Origin of the sequence: Paenibacillus sp. GM2FR, assembly GCF_002803325.1 — a bacterium.
Taxonomy (GTDB): Bacteria; Bacillota; Bacilli; order Paenibacillales; family Paenibacillaceae; genus Paenibacillus_AQ; species Paenibacillus_AQ lautus.
Map to the genome: position 1 here is coordinate 202347 of NZ_MKZM01000009.1, position 16954 is coordinate 219300.

At 46.4% G+C, this 16954-nt stretch carries 20 protein-coding genes, 1 other RNA gene and 1 pseudogene; 14 read left to right on the forward strand and 8 right to left on the reverse strand.

The window, feature by feature from the left end:
• Nucleotides 1-15: 15 nt before the first annotated feature.
• On the reverse strand, nucleotides 16-156 hold the full coding sequence (locus PAEVO_RS34910; protein WP_100539684.1) for an S-layer homology domain-containing protein: 141 nt from the start codon (nucleotides 154-156) through the stop codon (nucleotides 16-18).
• Nucleotides 146-361, reverse strand: coding sequence for an S-layer homology domain-containing protein (locus PAEVO_RS22045; protein WP_100539685.1), 216 nt, complete (start codon nucleotides 359-361; stop codon nucleotides 146-148). Before PAEVO_RS22045 ends, PAEVO_RS34910 begins: the two co-directional genes overlap by 11 nt.
• Between PAEVO_RS22045 and PAEVO_RS22050 the strand changes: the two genes are divergently transcribed.
• From PAEVO_RS22050 to PAEVO_RS22060, 3 genes are read left to right on the forward strand one after another with little or no spacing between them, the layout of a single operon-like run.
• On the forward strand, nucleotides 360-686 hold the full coding sequence (locus tag PAEVO_RS22050; protein ID WP_100539686.1) for a hypothetical protein: 327 nt from the start codon (nucleotides 360-362) through the stop codon (nucleotides 684-686). The two genes, PAEVO_RS22045 and PAEVO_RS22050, sit on opposite strands and share 2 nt — an antisense overlap.
• Nucleotides 683-1120: a hypothetical protein gene (locus PAEVO_RS22055; RefSeq protein WP_100539687.1), complete on the forward strand. Its 438-nt coding sequence runs from the start codon at nucleotides 683-685 to the stop codon at nucleotides 1118-1120. The genes PAEVO_RS22050 and PAEVO_RS22055 overlap by 4 nt, the downstream gene beginning before the upstream one ends.
• On the forward strand, nucleotides 1111-1464 hold the full coding sequence (locus PAEVO_RS22060) for a hypothetical protein (RefSeq protein WP_100539688.1): 354 nt from the start codon (nucleotides 1111-1113) through the stop codon (nucleotides 1462-1464). The genes PAEVO_RS22055 and PAEVO_RS22060 overlap by 10 nt, the downstream gene beginning before the upstream one ends.
• Before the next feature lie 151 nt (nucleotides 1465-1615).
• Here the strand turns inward: PAEVO_RS22060 and PAEVO_RS22065 are convergent, their stop codons facing one another.
• On the reverse strand, nucleotides 1616-1834 hold the full coding sequence (locus PAEVO_RS22065; RefSeq protein WP_006207663.1) for a helix-turn-helix domain-containing protein: 219 nt from the start codon (nucleotides 1832-1834) through the stop codon (nucleotides 1616-1618).
• Nucleotides 1835-1983: 149 nt separating this feature from the next.
• Here PAEVO_RS22065 and PAEVO_RS22070 point away from each other — a divergent pair, with 149 nt between their 5' ends.
• Both PAEVO_RS22070 and ssrA read left to right on the forward strand, forming a co-directional pair.
• The gene (locus tag PAEVO_RS22070) at nucleotides 1984-2256 is read left to right on the forward strand and encodes a DUF6809 family protein (protein ID WP_100539689.1); all 273 of its coding nucleotides are present in this window, start codon (nucleotides 1984-1986) and stop codon (nucleotides 2254-2256) included.
• Nucleotides 2214-2574: a transfer-messenger RNA gene (gene ssrA / locus PAEVO_RS34915) on the forward strand. Before PAEVO_RS22070 ends, ssrA begins: the two co-directional genes overlap by 43 nt.
• A gap of 93 nt (nucleotides 2575-2667) precedes the next feature.
• Here the strand turns inward: ssrA and PAEVO_RS22075 are convergent.
• Nucleotides 2668-3459: a nucleotidyltransferase domain-containing protein gene (locus PAEVO_RS22075; RefSeq protein WP_100539690.1), complete on the reverse strand. Its 792-nt coding sequence runs from the start codon at nucleotides 3457-3459 to the stop codon at nucleotides 2668-2670.
• Nucleotides 3460-3726: 267 nt separating this feature from the next.
• Here PAEVO_RS22075 and PAEVO_RS22080 point away from each other — a divergent pair, with 267 nt between their 5' ends.
• Nucleotides 3727-4179, forward strand: a complete 453-nt coding sequence (locus tag PAEVO_RS22080; protein WP_028404204.1) for an HNH endonuclease — start codon at nucleotides 3727-3729, stop codon at nucleotides 4177-4179.
• 180 nt (nucleotides 4180-4359) lie between these two features.
• Here PAEVO_RS22080 and PAEVO_RS34920 read toward each other — a convergent pair.
• A pseudogene (locus PAEVO_RS34920) lies at nucleotides 4360-4473 on the reverse strand (hypothetical protein); the annotation flags it as partial.
• Nucleotides 4474-4892: 419 nt separating this feature from the next.
• On the opposite strand from PAEVO_RS34920, the gene PAEVO_RS22090 reads away from it, so the two are divergent.
• From PAEVO_RS22090 to PAEVO_RS22105, 4 genes are read left to right on the forward strand one after another with little or no spacing between them, the layout of a single operon-like run.
• Nucleotides 4893-5798: an ABC transporter ATP-binding protein gene (locus PAEVO_RS22090; RefSeq protein ID WP_100539691.1), complete on the forward strand. Its 906-nt coding sequence runs from the start codon at nucleotides 4893-4895 to the stop codon at nucleotides 5796-5798.
• Nucleotides 5799-5824: 26 nt separating this feature from the next.
• Nucleotides 5825-6568, forward strand: a complete 744-nt coding sequence (locus PAEVO_RS22095) for an ABC transporter permease (RefSeq protein ID WP_100539692.1) — start codon at nucleotides 5825-5827, stop codon at nucleotides 6566-6568.
• Entirely contained in the window at nucleotides 6569-7741 is a 1173-nt protein-coding gene (locus tag PAEVO_RS22100) for a sensor histidine kinase (RefSeq protein WP_100539693.1), read from the forward strand.
• Entirely contained in the window at nucleotides 7742-8347 is a 606-nt protein-coding gene (locus PAEVO_RS22105; protein WP_100539694.1) for a response regulator transcription factor, read from the forward strand.
• A 136-nt stretch (nucleotides 8348-8483) separates the two neighbouring features.
• Here PAEVO_RS22105 and PAEVO_RS22110 read toward each other — a convergent pair whose 3' ends face one another.
• Nucleotides 8484-8834 (reverse strand): hypothetical protein, encoded by a 351-nt coding sequence (locus PAEVO_RS22110; protein ID WP_100539695.1) that lies wholly within the window; start codon nucleotides 8832-8834, stop codon nucleotides 8484-8486.
• Between the two features lie 349 nt (nucleotides 8835-9183).
• Between PAEVO_RS22110 and PAEVO_RS22115 the strand changes: the two genes are divergently transcribed.
• Nucleotides 9184-9978, forward strand: a complete 795-nt coding sequence (locus PAEVO_RS22115; RefSeq protein WP_100539696.1) for a sensor domain-containing protein — start codon at nucleotides 9184-9186, stop codon at nucleotides 9976-9978.
• Nucleotides 9979-10301: 323 nt separating this feature from the next.
• Here PAEVO_RS22115 and PAEVO_RS22120 read toward each other — a convergent pair whose 3' ends face one another.
• Both PAEVO_RS22120 and PAEVO_RS22125 read right to left on the reverse strand, forming a co-directional pair.
• Nucleotides 10302-11810, reverse strand: coding sequence for a response regulator (locus PAEVO_RS22120; protein WP_243390896.1), 1509 nt, complete (start codon nucleotides 11808-11810; stop codon nucleotides 10302-10304).
• Nucleotides 11797-13527: a cache domain-containing sensor histidine kinase gene (locus PAEVO_RS22125; protein ID WP_100539698.1), complete on the reverse strand. Its 1731-nt coding sequence runs from the start codon at nucleotides 13525-13527 to the stop codon at nucleotides 11797-11799. The genes PAEVO_RS22120 and PAEVO_RS22125 overlap by 14 nt, the downstream gene beginning before the upstream one ends.
• A 267-nt stretch (nucleotides 13528-13794) precedes the next feature.
• Between PAEVO_RS22125 and PAEVO_RS22130 the strand changes: the two genes are divergently transcribed.
• From PAEVO_RS22130 to PAEVO_RS22140, 3 genes are all read left to right on the forward strand, one after another.
• A complete protein-coding gene (locus PAEVO_RS22130) occupies nucleotides 13795-15108 on the forward strand; it encodes an ABC transporter substrate-binding protein (protein WP_100539699.1) in 1314 nt (437 codons plus the stop codon).
• 88 nt (nucleotides 15109-15196) lie between these two features.
• A complete protein-coding gene (locus PAEVO_RS22135) occupies nucleotides 15197-16093 on the forward strand; it encodes a carbohydrate ABC transporter permease (protein WP_100540235.1) in 897 nt (298 codons plus the stop codon).
• A gap of 19 nt (nucleotides 16094-16112) precedes the next feature.
• Complete coding sequence (locus tag PAEVO_RS22140; RefSeq protein ID WP_100539700.1) at nucleotides 16113-16946, forward strand: carbohydrate ABC transporter permease; 834 nt, start codon at nucleotides 16113-16115, stop codon at nucleotides 16944-16946.
• Nucleotides 16947-16954: the final 8 nt, after the last annotated feature.

Sequence of the window (16954 nt, forward strand, 5' to 3'; positions counted from 1 at the left end):
TGGAGATGCCTGCTGTTATTTATGTTGTTTTATTGTTTTGTCGCCGCGGCCGCTCACGATGCCCAGCTTGCGAACCGCCTCAATTGCGCCTTTCGCCAACTTCGGGATGTCCTTATCGTCCGCGAAGCCGGTCGTTGCGCCCGCTTTAGCAGACAGTTTTAAGCGCTCTAGCGATCATCGCTGCCATTTCCGCACGGGTAATACGCGCATTCGGCCGGAAGCTACCGTCCAGGTACACGCTCACAATGCCTGCTTCAACAGCATCCGCGATTTCTTGCTTCGCCCATCCGCCGATTTTGGCCTCGTCCGTAAACGCAGTCGCTGAACCTGCTCCTTCCAGCTTAAGCGTCTTGGTCAGCATGAACGTAAATTCGGCGCGGGTAAGGAAAAGTGTAGCTATTTTAGGGGCAGTAGCACTTTGTAATTATTCTACACAAGGGTGGGTAAGAGGTTGGAATTTTAATACTCAAACAGAGCTTCTAAAAGGGGTTTTTTTAACAGTAGCAGATGAGGGCCAAGCGTTGATAAAACTTAACTCTGTAAAAGAAACACTGCTGGCTGATTTATATTTATGGTTGGTGAATCACTTTCCACATGAAGAAGATCCAAAATATGAAGACGATGAAATGGCTCATTCTATAGGCCCCCGAGAGAGTCTGGCTGACCTTATAGAGATAATATTTTGAAACTACTGAAAATGCGTGGCACTAAGAAATCACAATTTGAATATAAAAGAGTTGTGGATGAATTGCCGCATTTAAGTTGGCTGAAATGGGCATTAGCTGAGGCGAATTTGGCTGCTAGACGTAATACATGGACTCCTCCTCGACCTATTGATATTATATTACTTTCAAGTAATAAAGAAAAGAGACTCGTGCGAAGTGGTGAAGAGCTTCTTGATGTCATTGTCGATGCATTAAATAGAATTGAAAAAAGGCTTCACGGCGCCACCCCAGAAGTGCGTTCTTTATGGAATTATTTGGAGAATGGTGAATTCACTCCTTGGAACGAAAATGAGTTTTCTAATTATATTAAACAACGTCTAGATGATGAAATAAGAGGGAGAGGAATTATAACAAATCGCGAAGTTGAACTTCAACCTACATTAGGATGGAAATAGGAGAACGAACGGACATCCATGTAGATGCTGTACTACCTGATAATAATAAATATGAGAAGATTACAGTTATAATAGAGATCAAAGGGAAATGGCATCCAGAGCTTCTTGAAGCTATGCAAGACCAGCTATCCAACAGATATTTAAAAGAAGGAAAGACACAGTATGGGTTATATTTGGTAGCATGGTTTGATAGTGATAAGTGGGACCCTAATGATCCACGCAAAAGAAAAAGCTCTAAACACGAAATTACAGAGGTAAAGAGAGTTTTACAGGAACAAGCAGAGAGTTTATCGATTAATAAATTGATAAAACAATATGTGATGAACGTGACTTATTATGTGTAAATATATATAAACATCACAAAACCCGCTCAATGAGTGGGTTTTGCCTTCCAAAGTGATTACAATTGTTTTGTAGTCTAACACTTTATAATCATCCTGATATTAAATGTAAGGATACATAAATAGAGTTGAAATTATCATGGTATATAGCACCCTACTGCTCATCCACCAACTCAATAATCTCCCGAATATCGCTTATATTCAAAGCCTCAGCGATTCTTTCAATATGACTAAAGCTGATACTTTCCCGTTTTCCATTGGCAAGTTCACTTAATGCAGCGTGCCGTACATCGGATATTCGGGATAATTCCCGCAAAGAAATATTATGTGCCTTGGTCAATTCCGAGATTTTAACGACAACTTTTTTCCTCATTATAATCACCTCTCAAAGATCGATTTCAACTTGACTATACGCATAAGCGTACCGTATAATGATCTCAACACTGGTACTCATATACGTAACAAAATGCATTTATCAGTGTTTATCGATCCTTAAATCAGCTTTTAGAGAAGGAGAATCCCATGTCAAGCTTTCTGGAATCCTTATATTACGGGCAGTTGAATCCTGTAGAAAAGGTTGCTTCGAACGATCCTCAGTATGGCCAATTGAGTCGGCAAATATCCGAGTCCATGGATGGCTGGAAGAAGAGGCTTTCAGAAGATGAGTTTCGAGAGCTCGAGGATCTACTAGATTTATATCGACAAGTTCAAGGACTGGAAATGGCTGCTTCTTTTACTGATGGTTTTAGGCTGGGAGCGGCGATGATCATCGAGGTGTATTCTGAGATCGTGTGATTAGTAAGAACAGATAGTAAGGATTATATATAAAGTTCTCTCCAAGACTTATCCTTATCACCTCAATGATAAATAGCTTGCATGTAACTTCATGGATTGATCGATGTAGTGAGATGCGTCGACCTCCATCAACGCTAAGGGCAAATTAAACAGTGTCTAGTCTCCGCCTGGGGCTAGCTGAAGAAGACAATCAGGCTGACCTGAAGGGAATCCGGTGACAGGGAATCTCTAGGGTGACATCAAATCTGTCACTACACCCGTAGAAGCTTGTGTTGTCGTTATCTTCGGACAGGGGTTCGACTCCCCTCGCCTCCACCAATACCATGAAAAACCCGACCTCGTGAGGTCGGGTTTTTGCTGTAGAATAGCTGATAAGTGTGAACAATAAATTTCACTGTCTTGTAGATGTTTTTATTTATGGATAGTGGAATATACGGTTTCAAGATAAGCAATTGAATGGCGTTCGGCTTCTTCTTTGCGTATCCAACCATCAGAAGCCTGGCGTAAACGTTGATATAGCTTGATAGTGGCCTTTAACGCACGGTAACAACTTTCGTAGCTGTGGAGTGGAATCGTGTCCCGAAGCTCAGCCATCTCCATTTCAGCAAATTGCTCTAGCCGTCGGACTCCCGCGGGAAGATGGCCGTTACGCATGAGTATCAACGGTCCTAATACTGCATTGCGAATAAACGTAATATGTTGGATGAGCTCGAACAACTCGCCTCTTCCTAATTTCGCCGCACCATAATGCACCCAAACCCAGAACCGATCTTCCATCCATTGCATAGAGGGCGATGGATAGGCAGGGGATGTCTCGGCAAGGATCGTTCTGATCTCCTCGTCTCTCTCCCAAAGCACAATCGGATTCTCCGTTCGTATCCTAAGCTCCGATTTCGAAATGAACTTTAGATCCACGTGAAGCAACGGTGGGCCGTATAGGCAAATAACCAGACGTGGTTCGCCGACATGCTCACCTGTGAATGCCGACAGTAACTGTTCGAGCTCTTCTGCGAGCTGAATGCGTTGCTCCATAATTTCATTGCGATACGCGTTATCGTACACGATGACTAAATCTAGATCGCTATACTCGTCCATGGCTCCGTGGATCATGGAGCCGCCTGCAAGGAGGCCCGTAAGTCGATTATCTCGACTGATTTTCTTTTTTGCCTGCTTAATGAAGCGTTCGTGAACGGGTAACATCATGCTATGCACTCCTTAAAGATAGGACCCATATATAAATGGGTATTACGCCAATATATCATTGTGGTAAATTCGTTGTCAAACGGGTAATACTCAGGTGACATCAAATCTGTCACTACACCCGTAGAAGCTTGTGTTGTCGTTATCTTCGGACAGGGGTTCGACTCCCCTCGGTTCCATCATAATGAACACCATCCGCATGAGGATGGTGTTTTTGTTTTATATTAATACTATAGGTTAGAGCAATGTCTTACAGATGGAGTGAAATCGATGAATCATAGTCATGATGGAGAGGATCGATTGATAACGGTGCTCAATATGGATGGTCAACAGCTAACCCCGTGTTTGCTCCATCGGGCTTGGCGGGAAGTTGAGCGATCGCGAGCTGTCTGGATTGATGAGCAGACGATCCAATTGCTTTATAATCCGTTCTTATTTCGGGGCTATCGAAAAGCTGCACTGAAACGAGATCATCACACTTGTTTGTGGTGCGGAGGGCACGCCACGACAGTAGACCATATTATCCCCTCAAGCAAAGGGGGCTCGGATCTTCCCCACAACCTGATCGCTTCATGCAGCGAATGCAATACGAAACGTGGAAACCGTCCGGCATGGTCCTATCTCAAAGAAAACGCACGCGCTGTTCCGAATCTTATAAAGCTGTGCTGGCGTATCTTTATCGCTAATTACAGACATCGCCCAATGAAAAAAGGGGACACTTGAGTAAGGCTTAGATTTATGATTTGAGAATCGTGGTGCAGTGAGCTTCAATGATCGCAGCCGTTTGTTGACGATCGAATTGATGGTAAACCATATCCACTGTAGAATTTTCGGCTTTCTTGCATCCATCTTGAAGTGCAGACCATTAAAGAGTAGGAGTACAACCAGTGCTGTAAAAGCAGTCCATTTATTTGCGTTATGGAAAGGATGGTTTTGACCAAGGGATTCGAACAAAGCTGCCGCTATTTCAAAATAGTAGGATAAGCATCTTCGCCAAAGTACCCATGAAGTCCGCACTTATTCCTTCAGGTAAGGAGACCTTTGTTGACTTCTAATAATTCCATCTCAATCATCCTGTTCATCAGATTTCCTTCTTATCATCATATTCAATTGTTATAACAATTATAAAGTCATAAAATTGGAAAACTATAGGGTTTAAACTTGAGGTTGTGGATTTTCTATGTTCGATTAAAAGTATAAAATCCTTAGCTAAAAGTTTGCAAAGCAAGACACCTCAATGACCACACTCCAAAAGTGTCAAATGCGCGTTATGCTGAAGAAGGGCCTAGAGGTCCTTCTTTTTTGCTTTCGGTCCTTTTTTTCTGACATTTGTCATAACCGGCTTGTGACAACCCACACTAATTGAATCTCGCGCTTTTTCAATATAATGAGGACATCAAGTAACGAAAGAAGAAATTAGCGGAGGTTAGGACAAAATGAAAAAGGCGATTGAATGTATAAATCTAGTGAAGAAATTCGGCGACTACTGTGCCGTTGATCATATGAATCTATCATTTGAGAAAGGTCAAATATCAGCATTGCTCGGACCGAATGGGGCAGGCAAGACAACAACCATTTCCATGATACTCGGAATGATCAAGCCAACATCAGGAGAAGTCAGGGTCTTGGGGATGCCGTCTGGAACAAAAGAATTACGGCAACGCGTCGGAGCGCTTATGCAGGATGTTAAAGCTGCAGATGGACTTACGGTCAAAGAAGTGCTTCAATTGTTTCGCAGTTATTATCGTAATCCGATGTCGCTAGAGCGATTGTTAGACATTTCGGGTCTCCACGCGGATCAGAAACGACGCGCATCCTCGCTGTCTGGAGGACAACGTCGTAGATTAGCTTTCGCCCAAAGCTTGGCGGGGAATCCAGAGCTTCTCCTGCTTGATGAACCAACGGTCGGAATGGATATCGAGGCTCGTGGTCGCTTTTGGGACACCATTCAAGCGCTGGCAAGTGACGGACGTACGGTGCTTTTGACTACACATCATTTAGATGAAGCTGATGCTGTCGCAGATCACATCGCACTCATCGCCAGAGGACAGGTTGTTGCGGAAGGGACTCCGGAACGTTTAAAGGCTCAAACAGCACTTAGAACCGTTTCATTTCGAGCGGCGAACGCGCCAGCTGAGCAGGAATGGCTCACATTACCTGGTGTAGAAAAGGCAGAATGCAACGGCGAGCGGATTCGCCTTTATGCCAAAGAGACCGATGTATTGTTATTTACACTGATGCAGTCTGAATGGGGAATTTCAGATATTGATATACAATCTGCCAGCTTAGAAGATACATTCCTAAGTCTTACAGGTACACATAGACCAACGATTAAACGATAAAAAACATGTTTAGGAGGAAAAGAGCTATGTTACATATCTTTGTTGCCCAGACCAAAGCAGAAAGTATACGAATTATCCGCAGTCCATTCTTCTTACTCTTCTCCATTGCGATGCCGCTTGCTTTCTACTTTTTATTTGCGAGTATGAATGGGGTAGATCAATCGATTCAATCGACAACTTGGGGTGTCTTTTCCTTGATGTCGATGACGGCATTCAGTTTGATTGGTACAGCCGTATCTCAATTCGGTATCCGTCTATCGTTCGAGCATCAAGACGGGTGGGTACGCTTGTTGAAGCTAACTCCACTATCTCCTGCAGTCTGGATTGGCAGCAAAATTGTATCGCAAATGGCTGTTCACTTGATCGTCATTGTTGTTATATTTTTATCTGCTGGCCTTGTTCATGATATACAATTGACAGCCGGGCAATGGATTTTATGCGGATTATGGTTATGGATTGGCAGCATATCTTTTCTGGCGCTTGGTGCCTTGTTAGGAACGCTTAAAAATGCGAATACCTCCGTTGCCATCGGAAATGTATTACAGATGGGGCTTGCCATTGTGGGGGGGCTATGGATGCCGCTTAGTACGTTGCCAAGTTGGATGGGTTCGGTCGGGGAATGGCTTCCATCTCACCGTTACGCCAATGGGGCATGGAATATGATCGCTGGAAAAACTCCAGCAAGTATTGATTTCATAATTTTGACAGGATGCGGTCTCTTCTTTATGCTACTATCAATCTATATATATAATCGACGGGAAGCGGTCTAATTGAATAGCGAGAAATGGCGTCTCTTTCCAAAATCGGAAGGAGTCGCCCCTTATTTTTTGTTAACAAATTTAATGATACCCTTGTACTTTTTACTTTATGAGCCATCAAGTATACAGTGGCTTGGCTTTGTTCTGTTAGGCATATTCGTTCTATCGTTTCGACAATCCTACTTTTATGCAAAGTGGGCCACGCCAATATTGATGGTCCAGGTGGGTATACTTTTAATTTTAGCAGCTGTATTTCATCCTATGTATACGTTTATGGGTTTTATGATAGCTGCTCCGCTGAGCAAACAAAAGCTGCCGACATTACTCTCTATAACGATCGTTTTCACTGTAGCTATGGGATTTATCGCTGTTCCTTACTTGGATCGGATGGGCAGCCTATTATGGGTAGGGCTGGTGCCTATGTTTGGCATCTGTATTCTGCCGTATATTATTCGAACTTCGACCAGGTTCCAACAGAAGTCTGCGCGGCTGCGGGCAGAAACTGCTGAACGAATGGCACAGCAGGAGGAGCGCCAGCGGATCGCACGTGAATTACATGATACATTGGGACATACGCTGTCATTAATCGCACTAAAAGGGGAGGTCGTTGAGAAACTGGTCAATCGTCATCCCGAGAGAGCGATAGAAGAGGCTCGTGAAATACGAGAAACGGCACGCGCAGCCTTGAAACAAATGCGTGAATTGGTTACGGAGATGAAAGTCACATATCTCGCTGATGAATATAAGCATGCAGTATCGTTATGTTCAGCTGCGGGCATACCGCTTTTATTTCAATATCAATCGATTTCTGATCCCAGACCTTCTAATGTAGGGACGGAAGAGGCATTAGTGAACAATCAGCTTCCGTTAACACCCTTGCAGGAGACGATTTTGGCGATGTGTTTTCGCGAGACGATTACAAATGTGGTTCGACATAGCCGAGCAACAAGTTGCAACGTTCTTCTCGACATTCAGGAAGGGGAAGTTCGTGTATCTGTAAGTGATGACGGTATTGGGGCAGATATGGATCAATTCTATACAAGCAGTAATGGCCTCGCCGGATTGCGGCAACGGTTGGTTATGATCGACGGGCGTATGTCGCTGTCCTCATCCTCAGGCAAGGGGACGGAAGTCACCTTACATATACCTAGGGTAATACGAAATGAAAAGGTAGGTAGTGCTTAGATGATTCGTATTGTTTTGGCAGAAGATCAAAAGTTATTAAGGGGAGCACTGGCAACTTTACTCTCGTTAGAAGATGATATTGAAGTAGTCGGTCAAGCTGAAAATGGGGAACAAGTGATGTCCATGATTCAGCAATATGAACCCGATGTAGCTGTTCTGGATATTGAGATGCCACTAAAAACGGGGTTGGATATTGCGGAATTAATTCAAAAAAATAAGTCAGCTTGTCGTGTCATCATCTTGACGACATTCGCGCGTCCTGGATATTTCCAGCGGGCTATGCAGGCAGGAGTTTATGGATATCTTCTTAAAGATACGGGTAGCGAGGAACTGGCTGATGCGATTCGTCGGGTCTATGATGGGAAACGTGTCATCAATTCAGAATTGTCGCTCGCGGTATGGGATGATCCATGTCCATTATCACCCAGGGAGCGTGAAGTCATGAAGTTGGCTGCCCAAGGCTTAGTTCTTCAAGATATTGGAGCACAGCTGTTTCTATCCTATGGAACGGTACGGAACTATATGTCAGAAGCGATTGGGAAGCTCGGGGCGAATACACGGATCGAGGCGATAGATATCGCACGTAGTAAGGGATGGTTGGATTAAAGAGAACTCCAAGGTAATGGAGGTAAGCGGATCACCCCTCTCAAGAGATGATGCAGCCAGCCCATAGAGAGCTTTAGAAGCTCTCTTTTTTTATGATCCGCTATTTAGCATACCGTAACCAAACAAAGTATTAAGTTTAGTTCTCCGAATTGGATTGATACATCAGCTCTTTGATTTCAAGAAACTGCGTATTCGTTAATTGTTGGGATTGATGAAGGGCGTTCAGCTTATCTTCTATTCTTTCCATTCGAAGCTGTGTTTCTTTTTGGAGTTTCTCGGTCTGTCTTTGTGTTTTGGAGTTATCCATGACGACTAAGATGGTCAGACCTGCACTGAAGATCGTTAACCCTCTAGCGATTTGATTTAAATCGATTGAATTCAAGGCAATCAGGCAATCGGCAAATCCTGCTCCTATAAGTAGACCGCCGATCGTGACAATCCCAGTTCTTTTCCATTGTTCTGGGATGATACTTAATGGCTGTTTCATGTAAAGATCCCCTTCAGTTAGGTAGTAAACGAGAATTATGATAGCTTCATTCTATATTTAATAAAACACAAATTCTGGAGTAATGAAAGGAAATACATAGAAGCTTGTTGCGTGAACTTTAAGAAATCAGTTTTAGGAATTTACCTGCATGTCCAGACTAAAAAATGTCGTGCGGCGAGTTTAAAATAGGGTCTTCGCTTCAATAAATTCACCTGAACCAGGTCACTCCCTAGTCTAAAGTCTAGGTTCAGATACCCCCTAAGACGGTTATGTCAGGCAAATAAGGCAGATATAATGGATTTATATCTCAGAGCGTGCGTGACTTATGAAACCAAAGGAGTGTTTGAATATGAAGGAAGTAGAAACGACCGCTAAAGCGCGGTCTGGAAAGGTGAACTGGGCGCTTTTTAATCCAAAAACCTATGCAACGATCCTATACTTAATGCTATCTCTCCCGTTAGGGATTATTTATTTTACAGTAGCGATAACGGGAATTACACTATCCATCGGTTTGACTCCAATATTTATCGGAATACCGCTGTTTTTTGGAGTAGCTAAGCTGTTGAACGGGATTGTGCTTTTTGAACAAAGCATGATTAGACAAATTTTGGGTTTACCTACGCCTTCCGTTTCGTATTCCTACAATCAACAGTCTGAAGCGGGGCAGAGCTGGTTGAAACGAATGGTGAGCGGTTTTGACGGAGCGCTATTTATTCGAAATCTGCTCCTCGTATTACTAAGATTTGTTACTGGCATCGTGTTCTTTGTGATTATGGTAACGGTGATTTCACTGGGACTCGGATTGATTGCTCTTCCGGTCGTTCATATCATTTTGATGAATGAACTGCAGCTTGATATTTTGGAGAATAGCTTGTTCAGTTATTTTCATATAGATTGGACCTATAATCAGCAATACCTGCTGTACGTAGGCGTTGGCCTTATCCTGTTCTGGGTCGCGCTGCGCGTTGTGAATGGGCTTATGCAAATTCTGCGTAGAATCATGTATGTGGATGAGCCCTATCAGCAGCCGTCAGTGCCGCCGATGGAAGCACAAATCCATGCGCCCGTTCAGTCGCAATATTACGAGTACCCAGAGGATCAACCTACTCAAGGGATGATGCAGCCAGCCCATAGAGAGTTTTAGAAGCACTCTTTTTTTAGAATCTACTACTTGGTGCGTATCGTCTACATTGCTTCAACAATCGAATTGGATAGACAAGTATAAAAAGTAACGAATGGAATACTCGGCGGTGTATTGTGGTTTTATACAGCCGTGGTCCGCCGCCATGCATAGAACCCGCTCATTGAGCGGGTTTTCTTCATTGATGAAAAGGCAAATGACCCCATCGGTTGAAAGGTCATTTGCCTTTTTAATTTGTAAGGAATACCCTCGTTCTTATTTAAGCGTGTTACGGTTTCGGTCTTAGCAAAAAAGGGTCGTTCCATTGGTCCGGTGTGGCACCCTTTCTACATTTCGGATTCTACACTTTGGCTTGGCGGCCTTCCCGTAATCTTCTTGAATACCTTGGAGAAATATTTGCTGTCCGAGAAGCCCAGCTGATAGGCCAAGTCCGCCAGCTTCACATCGGGATTGCGGCGGAGCATCTCTTCGGCCCGCTCGACGCGCAGCTTGTTCACCAGTTGATTAAACGGCATTCCCGTTTCTTTTTTGATCAGCTGTCCGAGGTAGATGCTGTTGTGATGAAAGATTTTGCCCAGCATGTTCAAGGTCAAGGGCTGATTCAGATGTTTCTCGATATATTGAACGACGTTCATGGCTTTGCTCCCTGATTCGGAGGCCGGTTCTACCGTCGGGGCCAACGCATTCAGTATGTCGGCCCGCGAGGAAAAGGCAAGCGAAGCCAGTAGCGCTGCATCCATCTGCTCCTGCATGCCGTAATAGGCTGGTTCATAATCGGAATACCACTTGAACACGGTCTTGATGAAGGTATCGAGCTGACCCGGTGTCGGAGCCGCAGCGAGGCATTGATCGAGCTGTTCGGAAATATAAGCGAGCGAGCCCTTGTAATCATGCAAAGAGAGATGCATGCCGATCATCTGCTGATCCTTGAGGGTCAGGAAAGGGGCATGCCCTGCAGGAGCTGACGTGAATCGGCTCGAATACAGCTGCCCGTATAAACCGGCGATCGTTTCCATCAGTTCCTGCTGCATGCTGATTAGCGACCGAAAGGGCATGCTGGCCGCATGCGCCGTCTGGATGCCATCTTCCCCAAGCAGCTTCGAAACCAAGTCCGATACCGAAGCGGAATATTCATAGGGAGAGATGACAGCCAGCAGGGTATCGGATGGAAGCAGTAGATGGCATGCTAGGCGATGTCGATGACGCAGAGAGTTCTCATACTCCAAAATATCTTCGATGGTGACTTCGGATACTCCTCCATCCTCTTGAAGAGGCAGCTGAAACAGGAGCCATTGATAGGAGGAAGGAAAAGAAAGATCAGCCAAGGCTTCTCCTGACTGTACGCAGGTCTCTGCACCCCGAATGATAGCGGATAAAAGCCCGCTGGCGTTCCGCTTGGATTCGCGCAGCTCCAGGATATGAGCTGATCGGCTGATCTGCGAGACGATTTCCTGCTCTTTTAAATGACCGATCGCTTTCCGTAGACTGTTCATCAGCTCCTCGTCCTGAATCGGCTTCAACAAATAACCTGCCACATCATAATCGATGGCTTTCTTCAGGTATATAAAATCGTTATAGCCGGAGATGATGATGATTTGCAGCGGAAGCCCGTGGGAGCGCAGCTGCTCGATAAGCGCGATTCCGTCCAGGATGGGCATTTTGATATCCGTAATCATAATATGCGGTGCATGGGTCTCGATCAGATCCAAAACGTCGCTGCCGTCATGGCAAACGCCGGAAAGCTCCAGGCCAAGCTCGTCCCATGGAATACGGCTCTCCAGCGCTTGGCAGATAATGGGGTTATCGTCCGCGAGTATGACCTTATACATCAGCATCTTCCTTTCGTTGGATCGGAACTGATAATGCGATTCGCATTCCCTGCGAAGGGGCGGACTGAAAGTCCATAGCGTAGGAATCCCCATAAAATAAAGCCAGCCGGGAATGGACATGCCGAAGCCCGATGGAGGTGCCGGGAGAAGACAGCGTTCTTTTCTCCACCTGCTTCAAGCTTTCTCTCAACCGGGACTGTTCATCGGAGGACATGCCCTTGCCGTTATCGCTCACTTCGATGCGAATATGTCCATCCTGAACGCTGCTTTGGATCCGGATCATGGGGGCATGTCCCGGATCCCTGCCGAACCCATGCTTGAAGCAGTTTTCAAGGAGGGGCTGAAGCGCCATTTTGGGTATGAGCTGGTCCAGCGTATCCGGATGGATGTTCATGTCCACGTAGATGTGGGGATAAAAAGAGCTGATCTCGGCGATATACACATAATCCTTCAAGTGCCTGATTTCCTGCTCCAGCGTTACGATGTCCTGAGGCTGAAGGCTGTAAGTAAACAGCGCTCCGAGCTTTTGGCACATGATGCTGGCGGTTTTGGAGCCGTCGATGATCGCCTGGCTGGAGATGGTCTCCAGGGCATTATATAGAAAATGCGGATTGATTTTTTGCTGCAGGGCATCCAGCTCCGCCTGCGTCTTCAGAAGATTCATTTCATAGTTTTCCTTAAGGAGGTCCTTGGTGCCGGTCACGAGAATGTTGAATGAATTTTTGAGGTCATGGAGTTCGATGATGTTCCCCTGATAGTTTGCGGCGACCTCTAAATTGCCTCTGGACACCTGCTTCATCGCTTTCATCAACATGTAGATCGGCCGGGTAAAACGCTTCATGGAGATAAGCGAAATGACGAATATAATGAACAGATACACAGCCATGATGCATAGAATCACCACGATGATCGCACTGATCTGCTTGATGAACAGCTGCTGCGGCACGTAGCTCTCAATCGTGATGCCCGTAAACGGTGAAACCTGGCGGCTGAACAGCTTGCTGTCCGCCTCCGCCGGCTGACTCGAAGGGTCCATGTTGCTGAACAGAATCTGTCCGGAAGGATCGTGGATCCGGATCGGAATCGATGGATGAATCCGCTCGACCATATCCCTGAAATCCGGGTAGGTGATATCCATAATGACATAAGCGATCGGCTTTCTCGTCTGGATGTCGGGAATCGGTTTGATGATGGAGATGGCTTTTTCGGCTGAAAGATAGTAACCGCGCTCATTGTTGTAAAAAATCCGACTTTTCTCCGGATTTCGTTCGAATGTCTCGTACCAAGCCGCGTCCCTGGGGACAAAGTTATCGTTAATATCTTCTTTTGTCGAGTTGACGGGTAAATGCCCTTTTTGGCCCACGACGCAAAACTGCAGTCCGTCCTGAAACATGGTCATGTTCTTCAACGTGGTGGACATGCTGCGGAACGCTTCGGTGGCCGCGCTGGAATCGTAATTGGGAACAGCGTAGTAGAGCGTAAGCGGCAGAACGACGCTGTTGTCGGTCGTAATGATGTTTTGCGTGTTTTCGACTGAACGGAAGAAAGAATCGAGCTGATCGTTAATGAGGCCGATGGCTTCGTTATTGTATTTCATAATCTCGTTCCTGGAGTAGACCGACAGCAGAATGAGCAGGGGAACCGTGATCACGATGACGGAACAGACGATGTAAGCGACCGTCCTGCGGTACAAATAATTGAAAAAATGCGTTTTTCCAGCCAAAGCCTAACCTCCCGTATCCAAAGTACATAAGATTTTTCCACTTTAATGCTAAGATTCGTCGGTGTTCCTGTCCCCGGATTTTGTATATCATGAACTCAACACATTCATGTAAGTGCTTACAATACTGGATTTTCAGCAGAAAGTAGACACGGTACCGTTAATCTACAGTAAAATCAGCTTTAAATCAACGCTTTACTGATGCGCTGTACTGCAGAACAGGGCAAGGAGAAAAGAAGATGTGAGATTTACGAATTGGAGGGTCTTCGAGTGATCAAAAATTGTAAAGGACTGGCTTTATTGCTGGTGGCAGCCATGCTGTTGGGCCTATTATCGGCATGCTCCGGATCTTCGGGCAAAGAGGGAGCTTCCGGCACGGATCAGGCGGCCTCAGGTAAAAGGGTGACGATTACAGCCTGGCATGGTGCATCGGGAGAAAGCGCGAAATTTTTAGAAAATATCGTTAAAAAATATAACGAATCGCAATCCAATGCCACGGTGAAGCTCGTATTCGTGGATACGGACAATATGGTGACCAAATTAACGGCAGCGGCTGCAGGCAAGGCTTTGCCGGAAGTCGGGATGCTGATGTGGCCAATGTGGCTGGGACCGCTGAAGGATGTCGTCAAACCGCTGGATGAATTCATCCAGGCTGAGCCGGACAAGTGGAATGAGGATGATTTCCTGAACGGTCTGATTGACGGTAACGTGCGATTTGACGGGGTGACCTACGGCATCCCGATTGAGACGAATAATCGTGCGCTCTATTACAACAAGAAGCTGTTTGATGAAGCGGGCGTGACCCCGCCGAAAACCTGGGATGAGCTGGTCGAAGCGGCACAGAAGCTGACGGACCCGACTAAAAAGAGATGGGGAATGTCCCTGCCGACGACGCAGGGCGGAGCGCTGGATGCCGCTTGGGCACCCTTTATGTGGCAGGCTGGGGGCGACTATGTCAATGCGGAAGGTACGGAGCTGCAGTTTAACGGAGAAGGCGGCATTGCCGCAACCCAGTTCTTCGCCGACCTGATCAACAAGTATAAAGTGGCCAGCCTGTCGCCGCCGCAAAACGGATTCCAGTCCGGCATGATCGCAATGAGCATATCGGGGCCTTGGTCGATTCCAACGCTGAACGCCAACGAAAAGCTGGATTACGGCATTGCGCCGCTGCCGGAAGGAACGAAGGGCAAGGCCACGATTTTGGGCGGCACGAACAATTTTATTTTCAAAACGACTCCCGAAAAGGAAAAGGCGGCCTGGGATTTTCTGACCTGGTTGTCCACGCCGGAAAAAACGGCTGAATTCGCGGTCGGCTACGGTTCGATTCCGATTCGCAAGAGCAGTTCGGATGCCGCCGTTTGGAAGGATTTCGTCAAGGAGAATCCGGATATTCAGGTTCACATCGACGGGTACCAGTACGGCAGATACCAGCCTTTCAACGTGCTCACTCTTACGGAGATCACCGAAGTTATCACTTCGCATATCGAAGCTGCCATGCATAACAAGGAAACGGCTGAAGAGGCCATGAAAAAAGCGTACGAGGAAAGCAAACCGTTATTAAAAACGTGGTCTTCATCTAAATAGGCTCGAGTAGGAGGGAGATGGGGTGTTAGAAGCGGCATCCGTCTCCTTCCCTCTATTCCTGATGAAGCGCGTGCGAGGTGGTGCAAACATGAAACAGTTTAAGCGTATGTTCGGCAAGGATGCGGCGGTCGCATGGATGCTGATCGCGCCAAATGTCATCTGGATCGCGGTATTTACGCTGTTCGCCATATTTTATTCATTTTATTTGAGCTTTACCGAGGTCGATTTATTCGCGAATCAATTCACGCTCGTGGGCCTGGATAATTACACGCAATCCTTTGCGGATCCCGTGTTCACTAAGTCCATCGTCAATACAACCGTATTTACGATATTTACGGTGGCCTTCTCCATGGGCATTGCGATCGTGGTAGCCGTGCTGCTCAACAGCAAAATCAAAGGCCGAAAGCTGATGCGCGCAGCATTTTTTCTGCCATCTATCCTGCCGATTATCGCCGTGGCACAGGTATGGATATGGATTTATGAACCGAGCTACGGGCTTCTGAATTATTTTCTGGAGAAAATCGGGATCGGAGATCCAAGCCATCCCTTTCAATGGCTTGTCTCGCCGGATACGGCGATGCTGTCCGTCATCATTTTCTCGATCTGGAAGTCGTTCGGCTATAACATGGTCATCTATCTTGCCGCCCTGCAGGGCGTGTCCAGATCCTTATATGAAGCTGCAGAAATCGACGGCGCGAATGCCGTCCAGAAATTTTTCCGCATTACGATTCCGGGGCTCAGACCGGCCACATTTTTCATCTTGATTACATCGATCAGCGGTTCCTTCCAGACCTTTGGCGAGATTTATGCCTTGACCAACGGCGGGCCGATGAACCAGACGAATATGATTGCCTACTATATCTACCAATATGCGTTTGAGTTTTTCAAAATCGGCAGGGCTTCGGCCGTGAGTGTGCTGCTGTTTATTCTGCTGTTCGCCATCACGATCTGGCAGTGGAGCTCGTATCAGAAGAAAGAGGATTGAGTTGTAGGAGGTTTAACGGATGAGAAGACCAACACACATGATCGGGATGCTTGCGGTGTACGTGATCCTGTTTTTGACGGTGGTGACCACCCTGCTGCCATTGGTGTGGATGATCACGACTTCAATCAAAACGCCGGGAGAGGTATTCGTGTATCCGCCCAAGTGGATTCCTACCGAATTTGCCTGGTCCAACTACAAAACGGCTTGGGAGATGGCTCCTTGGAATAAATACTTTTTGAATACCGTTTTCTATACGGCGAGTACCGTGGTAGGCGTGCTGATTACGTCGGTCGCAAGCGGATATGCCTTTTCCAAGCTGGAGTTCAAGGGGAGAAAGACGCTTTTCTTGGCCTACATCGGGACGATGATGGTACCTTCGCAGGTAACGATCATTCCGGTATTTATCATTCTGTCGCAAATGAACTGGGTGGATACGTATGCGGGCCTGATCATCCCCGGTCTTACCAGCGCCTTCGGCTGTTTCCTGATGCGCCAGTTCATTACGGGCATTCCGACGGAGCTGATCGAGTCGGGCCTGATTGAAGGCGGGGGGCATATGCGCATTCTGGCCTCGATCGTGACGCCGCTATTGAAGCCCGCCGTAGCGACGCTGGGGATTTTCACGTTTATGGGGACCTGGAACAATTTCTTCTGGCCGCTGATCGTCACGAACAGCGATGAACTGCGCACCGTGCAGGTAGGACTCAGTTCCTTTCAGAACCAGTACGGTGACGGCGATTGGGGGGCAATGATGGCGGCTGCGACCATGGTCAGTGCTCCGGTGCTCATCCTTTTCTTTTTCGCCCAGAAGTACTTCATTGAAGGCATTGCGATGACGGGAATCAAGGGCTAACCTCGTAC